Origin of the sequence: Sphingomonas sp. Leaf343, from assembly GCF_001423765.1 — a bacterium.
In the GTDB taxonomy this organism is placed as follows: Bacteria; Pseudomonadota; Alphaproteobacteria; order Sphingomonadales; family Sphingomonadaceae; genus Sphingomonas.
The window spans coordinates 148,536-165,276 of record NZ_LMPG01000016.1 but is presented as its reverse complement, the minus strand read 5'-3'; the positions used below and the strand labels follow the sequence as shown (position 1 = coordinate 165,276).

General features: G+C 70.3%; 12 protein-coding genes. 1 reads left to right on the top strand and 11 read right to left on the bottom strand.

What is annotated here, in order from left to right; genetic code table 11:
• Window positions 1–35 precede the first annotated feature (35 nt).
• The 11 genes from ASG07_RS16135 to ASG07_RS16085 all read right to left on the bottom strand — a co-directional run bounded on the left by ASG07_RS16135 (window position 36) and on the right by ASG07_RS16085 (window position 13,646).
• Window positions 36–1,433: an efflux transporter outer membrane subunit gene (locus ASG07_RS16135; RefSeq protein WP_055849307.1), complete on the bottom strand. Its 1,398-nt coding sequence runs from the start codon at window positions 1,431–1,433 to the stop codon at window positions 36–38.
• Window positions 1,430–2,608 carry an HlyD family secretion protein gene (locus tag ASG07_RS16130; RefSeq protein WP_055849304.1) on the bottom strand — a complete coding sequence of 393 codons (1,179 nt, stop codon included), beginning with the start codon at window positions 2,606–2,608 and terminating at the stop codon, window positions 1,430–1,432. Before ASG07_RS16130 ends, ASG07_RS16135 begins: the two co-directional genes overlap by 4 nt.
• Window positions 2,605–4,254 carry an MFS transporter gene (locus ASG07_RS16125; protein WP_055849300.1) on the bottom strand — a complete coding sequence of 550 codons (1,650 nt, stop codon included), beginning with the start codon at window positions 4,252–4,254 and terminating at the stop codon, window positions 2,605–2,607. The genes ASG07_RS16130 and ASG07_RS16125 overlap by 4 nt, the downstream gene beginning before the upstream one ends.
• Window positions 4,251–5,075 (bottom strand): TrmH family RNA methyltransferase, encoded by an 825-nt coding sequence (locus ASG07_RS16120; RefSeq protein ID WP_055849297.1) that lies wholly within the window; start codon window positions 5,073–5,075, stop codon window positions 4,251–4,253. The genes ASG07_RS16125 and ASG07_RS16120 overlap by 4 nt, the downstream gene beginning before the upstream one ends.
• A 151-nt stretch (window positions 5,076–5,226) precedes the next feature.
• Complete coding sequence (locus tag ASG07_RS16115; protein WP_055849294.1) at window positions 5,227–5,583, bottom strand: L-rhamnose mutarotase; 357 nt, start codon at window positions 5,581–5,583, stop codon at window positions 5,227–5,229.
• A complete protein-coding gene (gene nagE, locus ASG07_RS16110; RefSeq protein WP_236694751.1) occupies window positions 5,580–7,301 on the bottom strand; it encodes an N-acetylglucosamine-specific PTS transporter subunit IIBC in 1,722 nt (573 codons plus the stop codon). Before nagE ends, ASG07_RS16115 begins: the two co-directional genes overlap by 4 nt.
• A complete protein-coding gene (ptsP, locus tag ASG07_RS16105) occupies window positions 7,298–9,784 on the bottom strand; it encodes a phosphoenolpyruvate--protein phosphotransferase (RefSeq protein WP_055849291.1) in 2,487 nt (828 codons plus the stop codon). Before ptsP ends, nagE begins: the two co-directional genes overlap by 4 nt.
• Window positions 9,781–10,911, bottom strand: a complete 1,131-nt coding sequence (gene nagA, locus ASG07_RS16100; protein WP_055849288.1) for an N-acetylglucosamine-6-phosphate deacetylase — start codon at window positions 10,909–10,911, stop codon at window positions 9,781–9,783. Before nagA ends, ptsP begins: the two co-directional genes overlap by 4 nt.
• Entirely contained in the window at window positions 10,908–11,909 is a 1,002-nt protein-coding gene (locus ASG07_RS16095; RefSeq protein WP_055849285.1) for an SIS domain-containing protein, read from the bottom strand. The genes nagA and ASG07_RS16095 overlap by 4 nt, the downstream gene beginning before the upstream one ends.
• 65 nt (window positions 11,910–11,974) lie before the next feature.
• The gene (locus ASG07_RS16090) at window positions 11,975–12,724 is read right to left on the bottom strand and encodes a GntR family transcriptional regulator (protein ID WP_055849282.1); all 750 of its coding nucleotides are present in this window, start codon (window positions 12,722–12,724) and stop codon (window positions 11,975–11,977) included.
• Window positions 12,725–12,797: 73 nt separating this feature from the next.
• Entirely contained in the window at window positions 12,798–13,646 is an 849-nt protein-coding gene (locus ASG07_RS16085) for a copper homeostasis protein CutC (RefSeq protein WP_055849279.1), read from the bottom strand.
• A gap of 255 nt (window positions 13,647–13,901) precedes the next feature.
• On the opposite strand from ASG07_RS16085, the gene ASG07_RS16080 reads away from it, so the two are divergent.
• The gene (locus ASG07_RS16080; RefSeq protein WP_055849275.1) at window positions 13,902–16,673 is read left to right on the top strand and encodes a TonB-dependent receptor; all 2,772 of its coding nucleotides are present in this window, start codon (window positions 13,902–13,904) and stop codon (window positions 16,671–16,673) included.
• The last annotated feature ends 68 nt before the right edge of the window (window positions 16,674–16,741 follow it).

Genomic DNA, 16,741 nt, shown 5'->3' with positions numbered 1-16,741 from the left:
CGACACGCCCCGAAAATGGTGCAGAAGAGGAAGACCTACCGCCCCGCGGCCGCGACATCCTCGCGCGTCCAGCCCCCGCCGAACGTCTGGTACAGCGACACATAGGCCGCCAGCCGGTCCGCGCGCGCCTGGATCAGCGCCAGCTCGGCGGTCAGCAGCGCGCGTTGCGCGTCGAGTTGCTCGATATAGGCCGAATATCCCGCCCGGTAGCGGTTGGACGCGATCCTGAGCGCCCCCGCCGCCGCCGTGCGCTGTCCCGACAGCGCGGTCGCCTGCTGACCGGACCGCAGCACCAATGCCAGACTGTCGTCCACCTCCCGGAACGCGATCAGCGCCGCCCGCTGATAGCTCCATGCCGCCTGATCGCGCCGCGCCGCCGCCGCATCCGCCTGCGCGCGCAGGCGACCGCCGTCGAACAACGGCGACAATATGCTGCCGCCGATCGAGAACACCCCGATCGGATTCGCCAGCGCCGTCGACAGCACGACGCCGGCGCTGCCGGTCAGCGCCACGTTCGGCATCATCGCCGCCCGTGCGCTGTCGAGGCTGCGGTCGGCCGCGACCAGCGCCTGTTCCGCCTGGAACAGGTCGGGGCGGCGGCGCAGCAGGTCGGCGGGCAATCCATCCGGCACCGCCGGCGCGAGCAGCCGGTCGAGCGGCAGGCCGCGCGGGATCGGCCCCGGCAATGTGCCCAGCAACAGGCTCAACGCATTTTCCTGCCGCGCCACCAGCAACTGAGCCTGTGGTACGAGCTGTTCGGTCGCGCGGTACTCGCCCTCCGCCTGCCGCAGTTCCAGATTGGACGTATAGCCCGTCTCCGCACGGCGCCGGGCGATGCGCAGCGCTTCGGACCGCGCCGCCAGCGTCTCCCGCGCGACCGCCAGCCTTTGATCGAGCGCGCGCAACTGGATATATCCCGACGCCACGCCGCTGACGATCGCGAGCCGCACCGTATCGCGTGCGCCCTCGCTCGCCAGCGCCTGCGCCCGTGCCGCCGCGCTCGCCTGACGCAGGCGGCCGAACAGGTCGAGGTCGTAGCTGGCGGTGATCGACGGTTGCGCCCCGAACGCCGTCGACGGCGTGCCGAACGGGCTGACGGTCTGCCCCTCGGTCGTCGGCAGGCCGGCGTTCAGCGTCGGCGTGCGCTGCGCCCGCGCCAGCCGTTCGGTCGCGCGCGACTCCTCGACCCGCGCCGCCGCCACGCCCAGATCGGGGTTCGCCGCCAGCGCCCGTGCGACGAGATCGACCAGCACCGGATCGCCGAACGCCGTCCACCAGTCCGCCCGGATCGGCGCGCCCGGCCCGTCCAGCACGGTCCGCCACGCCGGCGGCGGCACCACCGACGCCCCCTGCGGCGGCGCGGGTCGCGGCCCGGCACACGCCGCCAGCGTCTGGGCCAGCGCCAGCCCGAGCAGCAGCGCGTTCCGCTTCATCGGATCGCCGGACCGCCCGACGTATCGACCCGCGCCTGCACCGACATGCCCGGCCGCAGCCGTTGCGCCAGCGGCTGGCCCGGATCGACGCGGATGCGAACCGCGATCCGTTGCGGCACCTTGGTGAAATTGCCCGTCGCGTTGTCCGCCTTCAGCACCGCGAACTCCGATCCGGCGGCGGGCGACACGCGCTCGACACGTCCGGTCAGCCGCGCATCGCCGAGCGCGTCGACGGTGAAGGACGCCGGCTGACCGACCGCCATCCGCGCGATCTGCGCTTCCTTGAAGTTCGCGATCACCCAGGTTTCGGGCGGGACGAGGAACATCAACTGGGTGCCCGCCGTCACATACTGGCCGACGCGCACGCCGATCTCGCTCAATCGCCCGCTCTCGGGCGCGCGGACGATCGTGTTGGACAGGTCGATCCGGGCCAGTTCGCGGGCCGCCTGCGCGCCGGATACGCCCGCGCGCTGGCCGCCGCGCCCGACCTCGACGGTGCGGATATCCTGTCGCGCGATCTCTCGCGCCGCACGCGCCTGACGCACGCCCGCCTGCGCCTGACGCAGCGCCGCCAGCGTCTGGTCGCGCTCCCGCAGGCTGACCGAGCCGTCGGTGACGAGGTCGTTGACGCGCGCCATGTCCGCCTGCGCGCGCATCAACTGCGCCTCCGCATTGGCGACGGCGGCGTCCTGCGCGGTGAAGCTGGCGGCGCGGCTGCGCTCGGATTGCAGCGCGTTGGCCAGCGTCGCCTGCTGCGCCGCGACCTGCGCCTCCGCCTGCTCGACCCGCTGGCGGTAGATGCGGTCGTCGATCGCGACCAGTGCGTCGCCCTGCCTCACGTCGGCGAAATCGCGCGCCAGCACGCGCGTGACATAGCCCGACACCTGCGGCGCGATCACGGTCGTGCGCCCGCGGACATAGGCGTTGTCGGTCGATTCGTAGTCGCTGGTGAAGGGCGGCAGCCGCCACGCCGCCAGCACCGCGAGCACGCCCGCGATCGCGACCAGCGCCAGCACGATCAGCACGCGGCCGCTGTTCGCGGGCGGCCTCCAGCCCGATCCGACCGGGGCGGCCGCCGGGGCCGCGCCGATCTCCGCGGCGCGTTCCTCGGTCACGGGACCGATCGTCACGGGGCCGGCGGCGGCGGGCGGTACGGGGTCGCGAACGTCGGTCATGCCCGCCTCTCCGCCCGCCGCGCGCGCCAGCTTCGCCGCGCGAGCAGGAACGCCAGATAGCCGGACGTCGCCGCCGCCAGCACGCCGATCAGGCGGAATACGTCGTTATAGGCCAGCACGTTCGCCTCCCGCGTGGTCGTCTGCGACAGGATCGCTGCACCCTCCGCCGATCGCAGCGCGGGATCGCCGACGACGCGACCCACCGCGGCGCCGCCCGACTGGATACGCTGCGTCACGATCGGGTCCGTGGGCTGCATCTGCTGCACCAGCGCCGCACTGTTCGCCTTCTCCCGTATCTGCTGATAGCTGCCGAGCAGCGCCGTTCCCGCCAGTCCGCCGATCGAATTGACGATACCGAACAACGCGATGAAGCTGATGATGTGTCCCGTCCCCGCCTGCAGCGCGCGCGTCATCCCGAACAGCAGCGACGGCCCGAGAAAGAACGTCGCCGCGAACGCGATCAGCGCCTGCGTCCAGTAGAGCTGCGGCCCGCGCGTCAGGCTGGTCGATTGCGCGTCGAAAAACGCCGCCACCGCGACCAGCCCGATCGCCAGCATTACCGGATGCGCCAGCCGGTTGACGTCCAGCACCGCCGCGCTGGCGACGACGCCGACCACCGACGCCGCGAACACGATCAGGAAGAAGGTGCCGAGCTGGTCGTTGTTCTGGCCCAGAACGGTCAGCAACCCGACCGCGGCGTAGGTCTGTTCGGACAGCACGATACGCGCCATGATCGTCACGATCGTGAAGCGCAGGATATCGGCGCTGCCCAGCCAGCGCGTGTTGAGCAGCGGATTGACGCGGTTGTGCTCGATCATCAGCGCCGCCGCCAGCATCGGGATCGCCGCGATCAGCGCCCAGCCGATCCACGGCGCGTTCGTCCACCACACGATCCGCCCGAGTCCGAGCACCGCCGAGAACAGCGCCATCGCCCCGGCGAACAGAACGAAGGTCAGGAAATCGAGCGGCTCGAACGCCTTTTGCCGCGTCGTCGGCGGCAGGCGCAGCCACGCCACCGCCGCCAGGCTGAGCAGCGCCAGTCCCAGCTCGAACAGATACAGCGTCCTCCACTGCGACATCGCCAGCAGGTCGGGCGAGAACAGCCGCGCCAGCGGCGTCGCGCATTGCGGCACGCCGATCCCCAGCACCACCGCCTTCAGCCGCCATTTCGCCGGCAACGCCTGCATCATGTAATAGAGCGCGAGGCTCGACACCGCCGCGCCGGCCATGCCGCTGGCGGCCCGCACCGCGATCGCCGACGCGAAGCCGTGGACGAACAGATGCGCGAGGGTCAGCGCGGCATAGACCGTCAGGAAGATGATCGCGAACGGGCGCAGGCCGAACTGCTGCCGGAACTTTATCATGATGAGGTTGATCGACACGTTGGTCATCACATAGACCGTCGGCAACCACGCGATCTGCGCCGGATCGAGGCCCAGCGCGCCCTGCAAAGTGTAGGTATTGGCGGAAATCAGCGCGTTGCCGAACCCCGCCGTCAGCCCGAGCAGCACCGAGATCGATCCATAGGCGAAGCGGCGCGGATGCGGATGATGCGGCGATCCGGGGGAGCCGGGCATCACCGGCGCCTCGTGCGCGGCGAAGGCCCAATCCTCCTCGCGCAGAAAATTCCGCATCCGCTGGATCATGACGACGATGTAGACCGGTGCCGGCCCGCGGCAAGGTGATGCAGCACGATGCCGCCGGTCGTCGCGACGTTCAGGCTGTCGAAGCCCGCCGCCATGTCGATCCTGACGCCCCGCGCCCGTGCGATCAGGTCGGCCGCGAGTCCGGGTCCTTCGGCACCCAGCAGCACCGCGTTGCGGCGTTCGGGCACGACCTGGGACAGCGTCACCGCGCCGGCCGGCGTCAGCGCCAGCGGCGCGAAGCCATGCCGCTCCAGCAATTCGACCGGATCGTCGCCCCGGTCGAGTATCGCATAGGGCACCGTCAGCACGCCCCCGACCGACACCCGGATCGCCTTGCGATACAGCGGATCGCAACAGTCGGCATCCAGCAGCACCGCGCCGACGCCGAACGCCGCGGCGTTGCGGAACAGCCCGCCCATATTGTCGTGATTGGCGATCGCGCCGAGCACGAGCACGTCGGCGTCGCGGGGCAGGCTCGCCAGCAACGCGTCGGGCGACGGGGGATCGACGCGCCGCCCGATCGCCAGAATACCGCGGTGCATCGGGAAGCCCGCGATCTGATCCAGCACCGGCTGCTCCGCCGCGTAGACCGGCACGTCGTCGCCGAGCGGCGCGATCAGACCGCGCAGCGAGTCCAGCCGATGCGCCGCGATCAACACCGATTCCGCCCGGTATCCCGTCGCGGCGACCAGCATCGCCAGCACCACCCGTCCCTCCGCCACGAACAGACCCTGCCGCCCGACGAGATCACGCTCGCGGATGTCGCGGTAGGCGGCGATGCGCGGGTCGGCGGCGTCGCGGATGGGCAGGATGGTCGGCACGGCCCCGCGCTAACGCATCGCACGCGAGGCTTGAAGGGGCGCGCAAGGCTTGAAGGGGCGCGCAAGGCTTGAAGAGGCGGGGATGGCTTGAAGGGGCGGGGATGGCTTGAGGGGATGGTGCCGCGTAAACACCCCAGTGGACTGACCCCGGCTAACCTTTCGCCCGCCCCGGCATCGCTTCGCCGCCGTCATATGTGAAAATCCGCTCCATCCGCAACCACTTGGGACCGGCGGGATCGATCACGCGCTGGTAGACGCTCATCTCCGCCTCCCACGCCGCGACCACGGGGTCGAGCGCGGGATCGGTGGCCCTCGGATAGCCCTCCGCCGCCTCGAAGATCATCACCAGACGGTCCGCGACCTGCCACAGCTCCAGATTCTCGCAGCCGATCGACGTCAGATACCGGATGATGTCGGGCCACACCGCCCCCGGTGCATGTCGTGCACGATATTCGGCGATCAGCGCGGCATCGTCGACCAGATCGAGGACCGAGACGACGCGGGTCACGCGTCCGCCATCAACACATGGAGCGTATCCGGCCGGAGCCAGACCACCGCGCGCGCGTCGAGCGCCGCCAGCGCCGCCTCGTCGACCGCCTCCCGCGCCACCACGACGATGCGCAGGCGGCCGGGCAGGCGGCTGGCCGCCACGACATTGCCGTGGCCGATCGCCGCCGCGACCGCATCGGGCAGGGTGCAGGCGGGCGTTGCCACGACGACCGGGGTCGTCACGGCCGGGGTCGTCACGACCGGGGTCGTCACGGCCGGAGTCGTCACGGCCGGCCCGGCGTCCAGCACCGCGCGCATGTCCATCGCCAGCCCGTCGGCGATGCCGCCCACCACGACCTGCACCGCCGTCGGCGACGGGCGCAGGACGCCGCGCGCGCCCAGCCGCTTGAGCGCAGGCTCGTCGATCGCCTGCGCGTCGGCGACGGTCAGCCGCAGGCGCGTGGTGCAGGCATCGACCGCGCGCAGGTTCGCCGCCCCGCCCAGCGCCGCGACATAGGCGGCGGCACGCTCCGTCACCGGCACGGGTGCCTGCGCGACCGCCGCCTCCTCCGCCTCGCGCCCCGGGGTCGGCAGGTCGAACTTCACGATCGCCCAGCGGAACAGCCCGTAATAGATCGCCGCATAGGCCGCGCCGATCGGCAGCAGCAGCAGCGGTTTGGTCGCCTTGCCGAAGTTCAGGACGTAATCGAACAGCCCCGCCGAAAAGCCATAGCCGAGCCGCACGCCCAGCGCGTTCATGATCGCCTCCGCCGCGCCGGTCAGGACCGCATGCACGGCGTAGAGCGCCGGTGCGAGGAACATGAAGCTGAACTCGATCGGCTCGGTCACGCCGGTCAGGAACGACGTCAGCGCGAGGCTGAAGAGCAGCCCGCCGACCGCCTTGCGCCGCTCCGGCAGCGCGGTGTGGTACATCGCCAGACACGCGGCGGGCAGGCCGAACATCATGACGGGGAAGAACCCGCTCATGAAGCCGCCCGCGGTCGGATCGCCCGCGAAGAAGCGCGACAGGTCGCCCGTCTTGCCGTCGTAGCTGCCGACCACGAAATAGGCGACGTTGTTCAGGATGTGATGCAGCCCGGTGACGAGCAGCAGCCGGTTGAGCAACCCGAACGCGAACAGCCCCCAGCCGCCCGCCGCGACCACGCCGTTGCTGAGCGCATCGACGCCCGCGCTGACGCCGGGATAGGTCAGCCCCAGCAGCCCGGCGATGACGAGCCCCGCCAGACCCGCGACGATCGGCACGAACCGCCGCCCGCCGAAGAAGGCGAGATAATCGGGCAGCCTGAACGTCGCGAACCGGTTGTAGAAATGGCCGCCGATCAGGCCGGCGACGATGCCGATCGGCACCTGCAGCCGGTCGATCGCCGCCGCCTTCCACGCACTCGTCACCAGGCCGGTCGCGGTGTCCGGCACGCCCGCCAGCGTCGCCGCCGGCACGGTCAGGAACACCTGCGCGCCGTTGCCCGCCACGAGGTAGCAGACGATGCCCGCCATCGCCGCCGCGCCGTTGCCGTCGCGGGCGAAGCCGGTGGCGACGCCGACCGCGAACAGCAGGCCGAGATGCGCGAAGATCGCGTCGCCCGCCGCCGACAGGAACGCGATGTCGAGCAGGTCGGGCTGCCCCAGCCGCAGCATCAGCCCGGCGACGGGCAACACCGCGATCGGCAGCATCAGCGCGCGGCCGAGCGGCTGGAGAAAGGCCATCGGCGATGTCATGCGATCGTCTCCCCGGCAAAGCGACGCGCCAGCGCGCGGACATCGGCGGCGGATTCGCACGCCAGCGCCTGAAGCGCGTGGACGTGCGCCGAAACGGTTTCCGTGGCGGCGACCCCGGCCCGCGTCGCGGCGATGCGCCCGGCGGGCACCGACAGCGACGTCACGCCCAGCCCGATCAGGATCGGCACCGCCAGGGGATCGGCGGCGAGACCACCGCACACGCCGACCGGCACGCCGTGCCGTGCCGCGCCTTCGCAGGTCGCCGCGACCAGCCGCAGCACCGCCGGGTGCATCCCGTCCAGCCCCGCCGCGACCGCCGGGTTCCCGCGATCCATCGCCAGCGTATATTGCGTCAGGTCGTTGCTGCCGATCGACAGGAAATCCGCGCGCCGCGCGATCAGGTCCGCGCCGATCGCCGCCGCGGGCGTCTCGATCATCGCGCCCAGCAGCACCGGCCGCGATCCGCGCAGCCGGTCGACGACGACGCGCACCGCATCCAGTTCGGCGACGCTGGCGATCATCGGCACCATGATCCGGCACGGTGCGCCGTCGGCGGCATCGAGGATCGCCGCGACCTGCGCCTCCAGCACATCCTCCCGCGCCAGCACCACGCGGACGCCGCGCAGGCCCAGTGCGGGGTTCTCCTCCGCGGCGATCGCCAGATACGGCGCGGGCTTGTCGCCGCCGATGTCGAGCAGCCGGATCGTCAGCGGCCGGTTGCCCAGCGCCGTGCCGATCGCGCGATAGTCCGCCGCCTGTTCGTCGCGCGTCGGCGCGGTCGCCCGCTCCAGGAACAGCAATTCGGTCCGCAGCAGGCCGCACCCTTCCGCCCCCGCCGCCACCGCCGCAGCGGCTTCCGCCGCGCTGCCGAGATTGACGTGGACGCCGACCGCGACGCCGTCCACCGTCGCCGCCGGCCGACCCGATGCCGCCGCCGCCAACGCCTCCGCCTCGGCCAGCCGCGCGGCCTCGATCCGGCCGCGGGCGCGTTCGAGCGCATCGGCATCCGGATCGGGCAGCAGCATGCCGGCGTCGCCGTCGAGGATCAGCGTCGCGCCGTCGGCGACCGTCGTCAGGGGATCGCCCAGCGCGACCAGCATCGGCACGCCGATCCCCGCCGCCATGATGGCGACGTGCGATGTCGGCCCACCACGCACCACCGCGATCCCGGCCAGCGCACCCGCATCCAGCGCGGTCAATTGCGACGGCAACAGGTCCTCCGCCAGCAGGATCGTGCCCGATGGCAGGACGATCGCGTCCGGCTCGGTGCCCAGCACCGCATGCGCCAGCCGCTGGCCGATATCGATCAGGTCGTCGCCCCGCTCGGCGATCCGGGAGTCGCCGGACCGGGCGAGCGACGCCGCCTGCGCCCGCGTCACCGACAGCGCCGCCGCCGCCGCGCCCTCGCCCGTCTCGACCGCCGCCCGGAGTGCGTCGCCGAGATCGGGGTCGTCCACGATCGCGCGATGCGCCGCCAGCACGCTGTGGCCGCTGACCGCCGCCAGCGTGTCGCGCAGCCGGGCGATGCCGGTCGCCAGCCGCTCCCGCTCCGTCGCGATATCCGCGGCGGGCGGCACGGCCGGGGCCGCGAGGCGCAGCCATCGCGCGGTGCCGATCGCCAGTCCCGGAGCCGCCGGTACGCCGACCAGCGCACCGGCCGGCATCTCCGCCTGCACGGGCGCAGCCGGCCGCGGGGCGGCGGGGGCGGGCGTGTCGGCGTCCTCCTGCGCGGTCAGGATCGCGATCACCGAGGCGACCGCCGCGTCCGCATCGCCGCCCTGCGCCTCGATCGTCAGCGTGGTGCCGCGCACGGCATCGAGCCCGAGCATGCCGACCACGCTCAGCGCCGATGCGCAGCGATCGTCGCGCGTCAGCGTGGCGCTGGCCCCCGCCGCGCGCACGACCGCCGCGATCCGCGCCGCCGGCCGCGCGTGGATGCCGTGCGGCAGCGCGACGATGACCGTGGCCGATGCCGTGGCCACGTCGCCCGCGACCGGGCGCTGGCGGAGATCGGGCGCGATCGTCACCAGCCGCAGCAGGGGCGCGCCGACCGCAATCAGACCGCCGTCCGCGACATCCTCGATCACGAACCCCTCGGTGGAGGTCAGGACGATCGGGGTCGCGAGCGCGCTGGCCCGCTGCGCCATCAGGTCGAGATCGAAGCGGATCAGCGGCGTCCCCGCACCGACGGACTGCCCCGGCTCCACCAGTCGCTCGAACCCGGCACCCGCCATCTCCACGCTGTCGATCCCGAGATGGATCAGCAATTCCGCCCCGGCCGGCGTGCGCAGCGTCACCGCATGGCCGGCGGCGTGGACGGTCAGCACGGTCGCGTCGCACGGCGCGTGCAGCGTATCGCCGGTCGGGTCGATCGCCACGCCGACGCCCATCATGCCCTCCGCGAAGACCGGGTCGGGCACCTGCGCCAGCGGCATCAACCAGCCCGAAAGCGGCGCGACGAGCAGATCGGCGTTGCGGCTCATGCGACCGGCCTTCCGCCGATCCACGTCGCCACCGGCCGGAAGCGCGCATCGAGCTGCACCCAGTCGGCGCGCAGCCCTCTGGCCAGCGTCCCGCGCTCGCCCTGCAAACCGAGAAAGGTCGCCGGGTTCGTCGCGGCCATCGCCGCGACCGTCGCGACCGGCACGTTGAGATCGGCGACCGCATTCGCCACCGCCTGCGCCATGTCGAGATCCGACCCGGCCAGCGTACCGTCCGCGAAACTGCAGATGCCGTCCGCGACGCGGATCCGCCGCCCCTGCAACACGAAATCCTTCTCGGCCGCGCCCACCGACGACATCGCGTCGGTCACCAGCATCATCCGGTCGTGCGGACGCGCGCGCATCGCCACGCGCAGCACGGACGGCGCGACATGGACGCGGTCGACGATCAGGCCGCACCACGGCCGCGCATCGTCCAGCGCCGCGCCGACCAGCCCCGGCTCCCGCTGCAACATCGGCGGCATCGCGTTGAACAGATGCGTGATGCCGCTCAGCCCGGCATCGAACGCCGCCTTCGCCTCGTCATAGGACGCCTCGCTATGCCCGGCGCTGACGATCACGCCCGCCGCGACCAGCGTCGCGATCGTGGCCGGATCGGTCAGTTCGGGTGCGATCGTGAGCATCACCCTGCCACGATGCGGACGGGTCAACAGAGCGACCGTCTCCGCGTCCAGCCGGCGGAACCGCTCCGGATCGTGGATGCCCTTGCGCGCGACGTTCAGGAACGGCCCCTCGATATGGACGCCGACGACGCCCGGCACGCCCGCGGCGATGGCGGCATCGGTCGCCGTCAGCGCGGCGTCGATCCGGTCGGGCGTTTCGCTGATGAGCGTCGGCAGCAGCGCCGTCGTGCCGTACGCCGCATGCGCGCGGGCGATGGCCGCAATGGCATCGACGCCGATGTCGTTGTTGAACAACACGCCGCCGCCGCCATTGACCTGCGTATCGATGAAGCCGGGCATCAGCCAGCCGCCGTCCAGATCGACGTCGCCGGCACCGTCGTGCGCGGCGATGTGGCCGATCCGCCCGCCCGCCAGCGTGATCGTCGCCCCGGGCCATATGTCGCCGCCGGCCACGACATGGCCGTTTCCGAACCGCATCGTCGTCATAGCGTGCGCGTCACCTTCGACAGGAAGGGCGGCTGATCCGGATCGAGGCCGCGCCGCCGCGCCAGTTGCTCCGCCAGACCATAGAAGCTCGCCAGCAAGAGGATCGGCTCGATCGCGGGATGCGCGACCGCCGCGGGCAACAGCGACGGCCCACCCGCGCGCGCCAGCAGCACCGCCGCGCCGCGCGCCTCGAACTCGCCCGCCGCCTTCACCACGTCCGCACCCGCCGCGTCCGACGTCGCCAGCGCGAGCAACGGGAAACCGTCCCGCACGATCGCCATCGGGCCGTGCCGCACCTCCGCCGCGCTGAACGGCTCCGCCTGGATCGCGCACGTCTCCTTCAGCTTCAGCGCGCACTCCTGCGCGATGCCGAAGCCATAGCCACGCCCCAGCACGAACATCTGCGACACGTCCGCCAGCGGCTCGACGCCCGCGCTCCAGTCCTGACGCACCGCCTGCGCCAGCGCGTCCGGCAGCGCGTCGAGCGCCGCCTTCAGCCGCACGTCGCCCGACCATGCAGCGACCAGCCCCGCCAGCCCGGCCATCGCCGCAATGCAGGATTTGGTCGCCGCCACCGATTTCTCCCACCCGGCCCAGAGCGGCAGCAGCGTATCCGCCGCCTCCGCCAGCGGCGACGTCTCGTCGTTGACGAACGCGGCGACGTGCGCGCCGCCGCTGGCATAGGCGGCCACCGTCGCCAGCAGGTCCGGGCTGCGGCCGGATTGCGAGATCGCGATGCAGAGCGCGCGCCGCGTCGTCACGCTGGCGTCGAAGAGCGACACGACCGACGGCGCGGCGGACGCGACGGGCACGCCGACCAGCGTCTCGATCAGGTATTTGCCGAACGTGGCGGCATGATCGGACGACCCGCGCGCGCAGGTGATGACGACGTCGGGCGGTTCCCGCCGCAGACGCTCCCCCAAAGCCGCATAGCCGGCGGCGTTGCGCGCGATCATCTCCGCCACGCGCGCCGGCGCTTCCAGCGTTTCGGATCGCATCAGCGTGGTCGCGGCAGGCGATCGGGGTGCGTCGGTTATCACGAAAGCCTCATTTAAAATCAGGATCAGATGTCGGACAGTTCGGCCACGAAGTCGTAGGCGTCGCCGCGATAATAGGAGCGGGTGAATTCGACCGCGCGACCGTCGCGCAGGAACCCGCGCCGTTCGATCAGCAGGCCGGGCTGCCCCGTATCGACGCCCAGCATCCGCGCATGTTCGGACCCGAACGGCACCGCGCGCAACCGTTGCAGCGCACGCACGGGACGGTGCCCGGCCTGGTCGAGCGCCGTGTAGAGCGAATCGCCGACCGCCTCGATCGAGGGCAGACAGAAGCCCGCGATGGTCGAGAATTCCAGCGCCATCGGCACCTCGTCGGCGCAGCGGATACGCGTGAAACGGTGGACGGGCGCGCTCGGCGACAGGCCCAGCGCCATCGATTCCTCCGGGCTGACGGTACCCGTCGCGCGCGATACCCACGCGCTGCTCGGCACCCGGCCGCGCGCGACCATATCCTCGCTGAACGACGACAATTTGGAGAAGTTCTTCTCCACCCGCCCGGCCACGAAGGTGCCCGCACCCCGGCGGCGCGTCAGAAGCCCCTCCTCGACCAGACCGGCGATCGCCTTGCGGACGGTGATCCGCGATACGTCGTAATCCAGTGCGAGATCGCGTTCGGCGGGAATCGCATCGCCGCGCGCGATCGATTCCTTCTCGATCGCCTCGCGGATCAGCTGCTGGAGCTGAAGATACAGGGGCGAGGCGTTACCGCTCCTGAAGCGGCCGATCCTGCCCGTGAACTCCTCCGAAACACCCATCGCCCTGCCGCCCCCTCGGTCATGGCCCGCCCGTTCCGTGCGCACGGCGGCGCGACACGGGCATGATCCTGTCTTATTGTCTTACATTGGACTTGTTGTCTAATGCCATCTTCAACCGGGTCACCACGTCGGCATCGGTGACCCGCCGCGGTGCCGATGCGAACCCCATCGCGACCACGCGGGCGTCGCTTTCCGCCAGAGACCGGCTTGCGGAAGCATGCACGGCGGCGACGCCGGTTGCCGCCACCAGCGCGGCGACGTTATCCGGCCGCACGCCCGACCCGGCGATCACCTCCACGCGCCCCTTCGCTAAACCGGCCGCCGCTAAACCGGCCGCCGCTACAGGGGCCGCCGCTACAGGGGCCGCCGCGCGAGCGATCATCGCCGCGATCACGTCGTGCGCCTGTCCAGCGGTCGGTGCGCCACCCGATGTCAGGATATGGGAGAACCCCAGCGCGGCGACGCGATCGACCGCGCCGACGGGGTCGTCGACCAGATCGATCGCGCGGTGAAAGACCAGAGCGACGGGACGGTCGACACCGGTACGGACGCCCTTCACCCACCGGGCCGTCGCATCCTCGTCGATCCGGCCGTGCCGTACGGCGCCGAACACCAGACCCTGAACGCCCCGGTCGACCAGCATGATGGCCTCACGGATCGCCAGATCGATCTCGTCGGCGTCATACGCGAAGTCGCCGCTGCGGGACCGTACCATCGCATGCACGGCGATGCCCGCGTCCGCGGCGCGGGCGACGGCGATCTCCGCCAGCGCGCCGCCGGGCGTCAATCCGCCCACGTCGAGTGCCGAACACAGCTCGATCCGGTCCGCGCCGCCCGCGATCGCCGCAGCGATGCCGGCCGGCGAATCGACGCAGATTTCCAACGTCGCGGGTGTCCCGTTCCGGGATCGGATGCCCGTCATGCCGCCGCCCCTACACCGCCACACATCAAGAGGTTGTGTCGCTTTCCCACTGTAGTCATTATACGATTCCCCATCTGAAATCGATTTGTCATTTTTGGTAGCGTCACTGGTCTACATTGGTTATGAAGATGCGTCACGAACATCGTATCGGGCCGATTGATGCGCCGGAGCGGACAGGAACAGTGACCGCCGCCAGCAACGCGGTGATTTCGGGGGGGCTGCGCTGCTGGGCGCATCCCGAAAGGGACTTGCAGCATGACCATCCGCCAACTGATCCTGTTCACCACCGCGCTGTCGGGCGTGATCGGCTTCGCCGACATCGCCGCCGCTCAGGATGCCGGCCAAAACGGCGCGTCCGGCGATGCGCAGGTCGGCACCGACGACGAGATCCTCGTCACCGGATACCGCCGCAGCCTTGCCGATGCGATCGAGACCAAGCGCCGCGCCGATTCCATCGTCGACGTCATCAGCGCGGAGGATGTCGGCAAGCTGCCCGACAGCAACATCGCCGATTCGCTGGCGCGCCTGCCCGGCGTGACGGTCGACCGCCAGTTCGGCGAGGGCGAGCAACTGTCGATCGCGGGCGTCGAGCCGGCGCTCAACCGCCTGACGATCGACGGTCACTCGGTCGCCTCCGCCGACTGGGGCGGCAACCCGTCCGACCGGTCGAGTCGCAGCTTCAACTATTCGCTGCTGTCGCCGACGATCATCAGCCAGGCGGTCGTCTACAAGACTCCGGAAGCGCGCCTGCAGGAAGGCGCGATCGGCGCGACCGTCGACATCGTGACGCGCAAGCCGCTCGACCTGAAGGCGAACACGATCGCCGTCACCGCCGGCGGCGAGTATAACGACCGCGCCAAGCGCGGCAGCTTCCGTGGCTCGGCGCTGTACAGCTGGCACAATGCGGACGAGACGATCGGCTTCCTGGGCGCCGTCAACTACGACAAGGAGCAGCTCAGCCGCGCCGGCGTCGCGACCTACTGGTATCGCACCGGCGCCGCCCTGCTGGAGGCGTATCCGCGCGATATCAACGGCAACATCGTCTATAACGGCGCCGGCGGCACCGTCGCGAGCGGCCCGACGATCAACGGCGCGCTGCCCACCAAGGCGACGATCGATGCGTTCAGCAGCGCCCGCTACGCCTCGTTCCTGGCACGCGAGTTCTTCAAGCAGGAGCGCGAGCGGATCGGCTTCAGCGGTGCGATCCAGGCGAAGCCGACCGACAATCTGTCGGTCGTCGCCACCGGCCTGTTCATCCGCGGCAATTACGACAACGTGTCGAATTCCATGTACACCTATGGCTTCGAAGGATCGCGGATGAGCGCGGCGACCTTCGACAACGGCATCGTGACGTCGGCGACCTTCACCGGGATACCGGACGGGACCAACGGCGCGACGGGTCAGCTCGACACCAATTATCGCCGCACCCGCATCAAGAACGACTCCGTCGCGATGCTGATCGACTGGCGTCCCGACCGGTGGGAAATCACCGGCAATTTCGGCGGCACGCGCGCATCGGGCGGCAAGAACCCCGAATATCTGCTCGATTTCCGCACGAAGCAGGGCTTCACCGCGGGTGCCAACGGCCGCAACACGATCGTCAACTGGAACTCGCCCGCCAGCGACCCGACCAAGTGGCTGAGCAACTTCACCGCGCTCGGCGGCGAGAACCTGAGCGCGTCCGACCGCGAGGACAATGGCGGCCGCAATTTCTTCGGTCGCCAGATCGGCGGCATCCCGCTCCAGTCCGGGTTCACGCTCGACAAGGAGATCTTCGGGGAGGCCAATTTCAAGCGCGAGGTCAACATCGGGCCGATCAAGAGCCTGTTGTTCGGCGGCCGCTACGTCGCGCACGAGAACAGCAACAAGACGTTCAGCAACGCGATCTTCACCAACCAGAATTTCACGCTGGGCGACCTCGATTTCTACGTCCTCGACGGCGACCTGTATAACGGCCTCGGCACGTCCGGGAACGGCACGCCCTATGCCACGCTGGACCGCGACGGCATCATCGCCGCGCTCCGCAAGTTCGGCACCACCAACGTCGAGCGTGGCTTCTCGCCGGGCGACTACTGGCTGGTGAAGGAAAAGATCGCGTCCGGTTACCTGCAGGCGAACTTCCAGTCCGGCAAGCTGCGCGGCAACGTCGGCGGCCGGTTCGTCAACACGCGCGACGAATCGAACTTCTTCCTCCAGAGCAACGGGCGGTTCGCCCCGACGCAGATCACCAAGAGCGACAATCGCTTCCTGCCCGCCGCCAACCTGATCTTCGACGTCAGCGACAGCGTCGTGCTGCGCGGTGCCGCGGCCAAGGTCATCGCCCGTCCGCGCTATTCCGATCTGGCCGGCTCGATCTCGCTCGACGACGCCTCCCGCTCGGGCAGCGGCGGCAATCCGGATCTGAAGCCCTATGCGGCGAACAATTTCGGGCTGTCGGCGGAATGGTATTTCGCACCCGGCAGCTTCCTGTCGGGTGAGGTCTTCTACCGCGACATCACCAACTATATCGGCAATTCGGTGACCGACGACGTGACGTTCACCAACTTCGTCACCGGCATCACCCAGAGCTATTCGATCTCGCAGCCGATCAACATCGCCAACGCGTCGGTCACCGGCTTCTCGCTGTCGGGCAATACCGCGCTGAAATGGGGCTTCGGCATCCAGGCCAACTACACCTTCGCGGATGCGGAAACCTCGATCGCGACCGGCCTGCCGTTCCTGTCGCGCAACACCGTCACGATCGTGCCCTATTACGAGAACGGGCCGCTGCAGGCGCGGGTCAGCTACAATCGCCGGTCGAAGTATTTCTACCGCGTCGGCCGCCTCCAGTCGCAGGACTATACCGACGCCTATCGTCAGCTCGACGCGTCGATCTCCTACGCGCTGACCGACAATATCCAGGTGCAGGCGCAGGCGTCCAACCTGCTCGACGAGACCTATTACCAGTATAGCAGCACCAAGAGCGCGCCGACCTCGATCTACAAGAACGGTCGCGTGTTCTCGCTGAGCGCCAGCTTCAAGATGTGATGACCGACACGGGGCGATCCCTGCATGATATCGCTCCGTGTCGCCCGGCCTTCCTGTCGCGTGCCGTC

Coding starts and splice junctions, on each gene's coding strand:
- ASG07_RS16095 (WP_055849285.1), bottom strand. CDS start 11,909: ATGCGATCCGAAACGCTGGAAGCGCCGGCGCGCGTGGCGGAGATGATC.
- nagE (WP_236694751.1), bottom strand. CDS start 7,301: ATGACATCGCCGATGGCCTTTCTCCAGCCGCTCGGCCGCGCGCTGATG.
- ASG07_RS16130 (WP_055849304.1), bottom strand. CDS start 2,608: ATGACCGACGTTCGCGACCCCGTACCGCCCGCCGCCGCCGGCCCCGTG.
- ASG07_RS16080 (WP_055849275.1), top strand. CDS start 13,902: ATGACCATCCGCCAACTGATCCTGTTCACCACCGCGCTGTCGGGCGTG.
- nagA (WP_055849288.1), bottom strand. CDS start 10,911: ATGACGACGATGCGGTTCGGAAACGGCCATGTCGTGGCCGGCGGCGAC.
- ASG07_RS16090 (WP_055849282.1), bottom strand. CDS start 12,724: ATGGGTGTTTCGGAGGAGTTCACGGGCAGGATCGGCCGCTTCAGGAGC.
- ASG07_RS16125 (WP_055849300.1), bottom strand. CDS start 4,254: ATGATCCAGCGGATGCGGAATTTTCTGCGCGAGGAGGATTGGGCCTTC.
- ASG07_RS16135 (WP_055849307.1), bottom strand. CDS start 1,433: ATGAAGCGGAACGCGCTGCTGCTCGGGCTGGCGCTGGCCCAGACGCTG.
- ptsP (WP_055849291.1), bottom strand. CDS start 9,784: ATGAGCCGCAACGCCGATCTGCTCGTCGCGCCGCTTTCGGGCTGGTTG.
- ASG07_RS16085 (WP_055849279.1), bottom strand. CDS start 13,646: ATGACGGGCATCCGATCCCGGAACGGGACACCCGCGACGTTGGAAATC.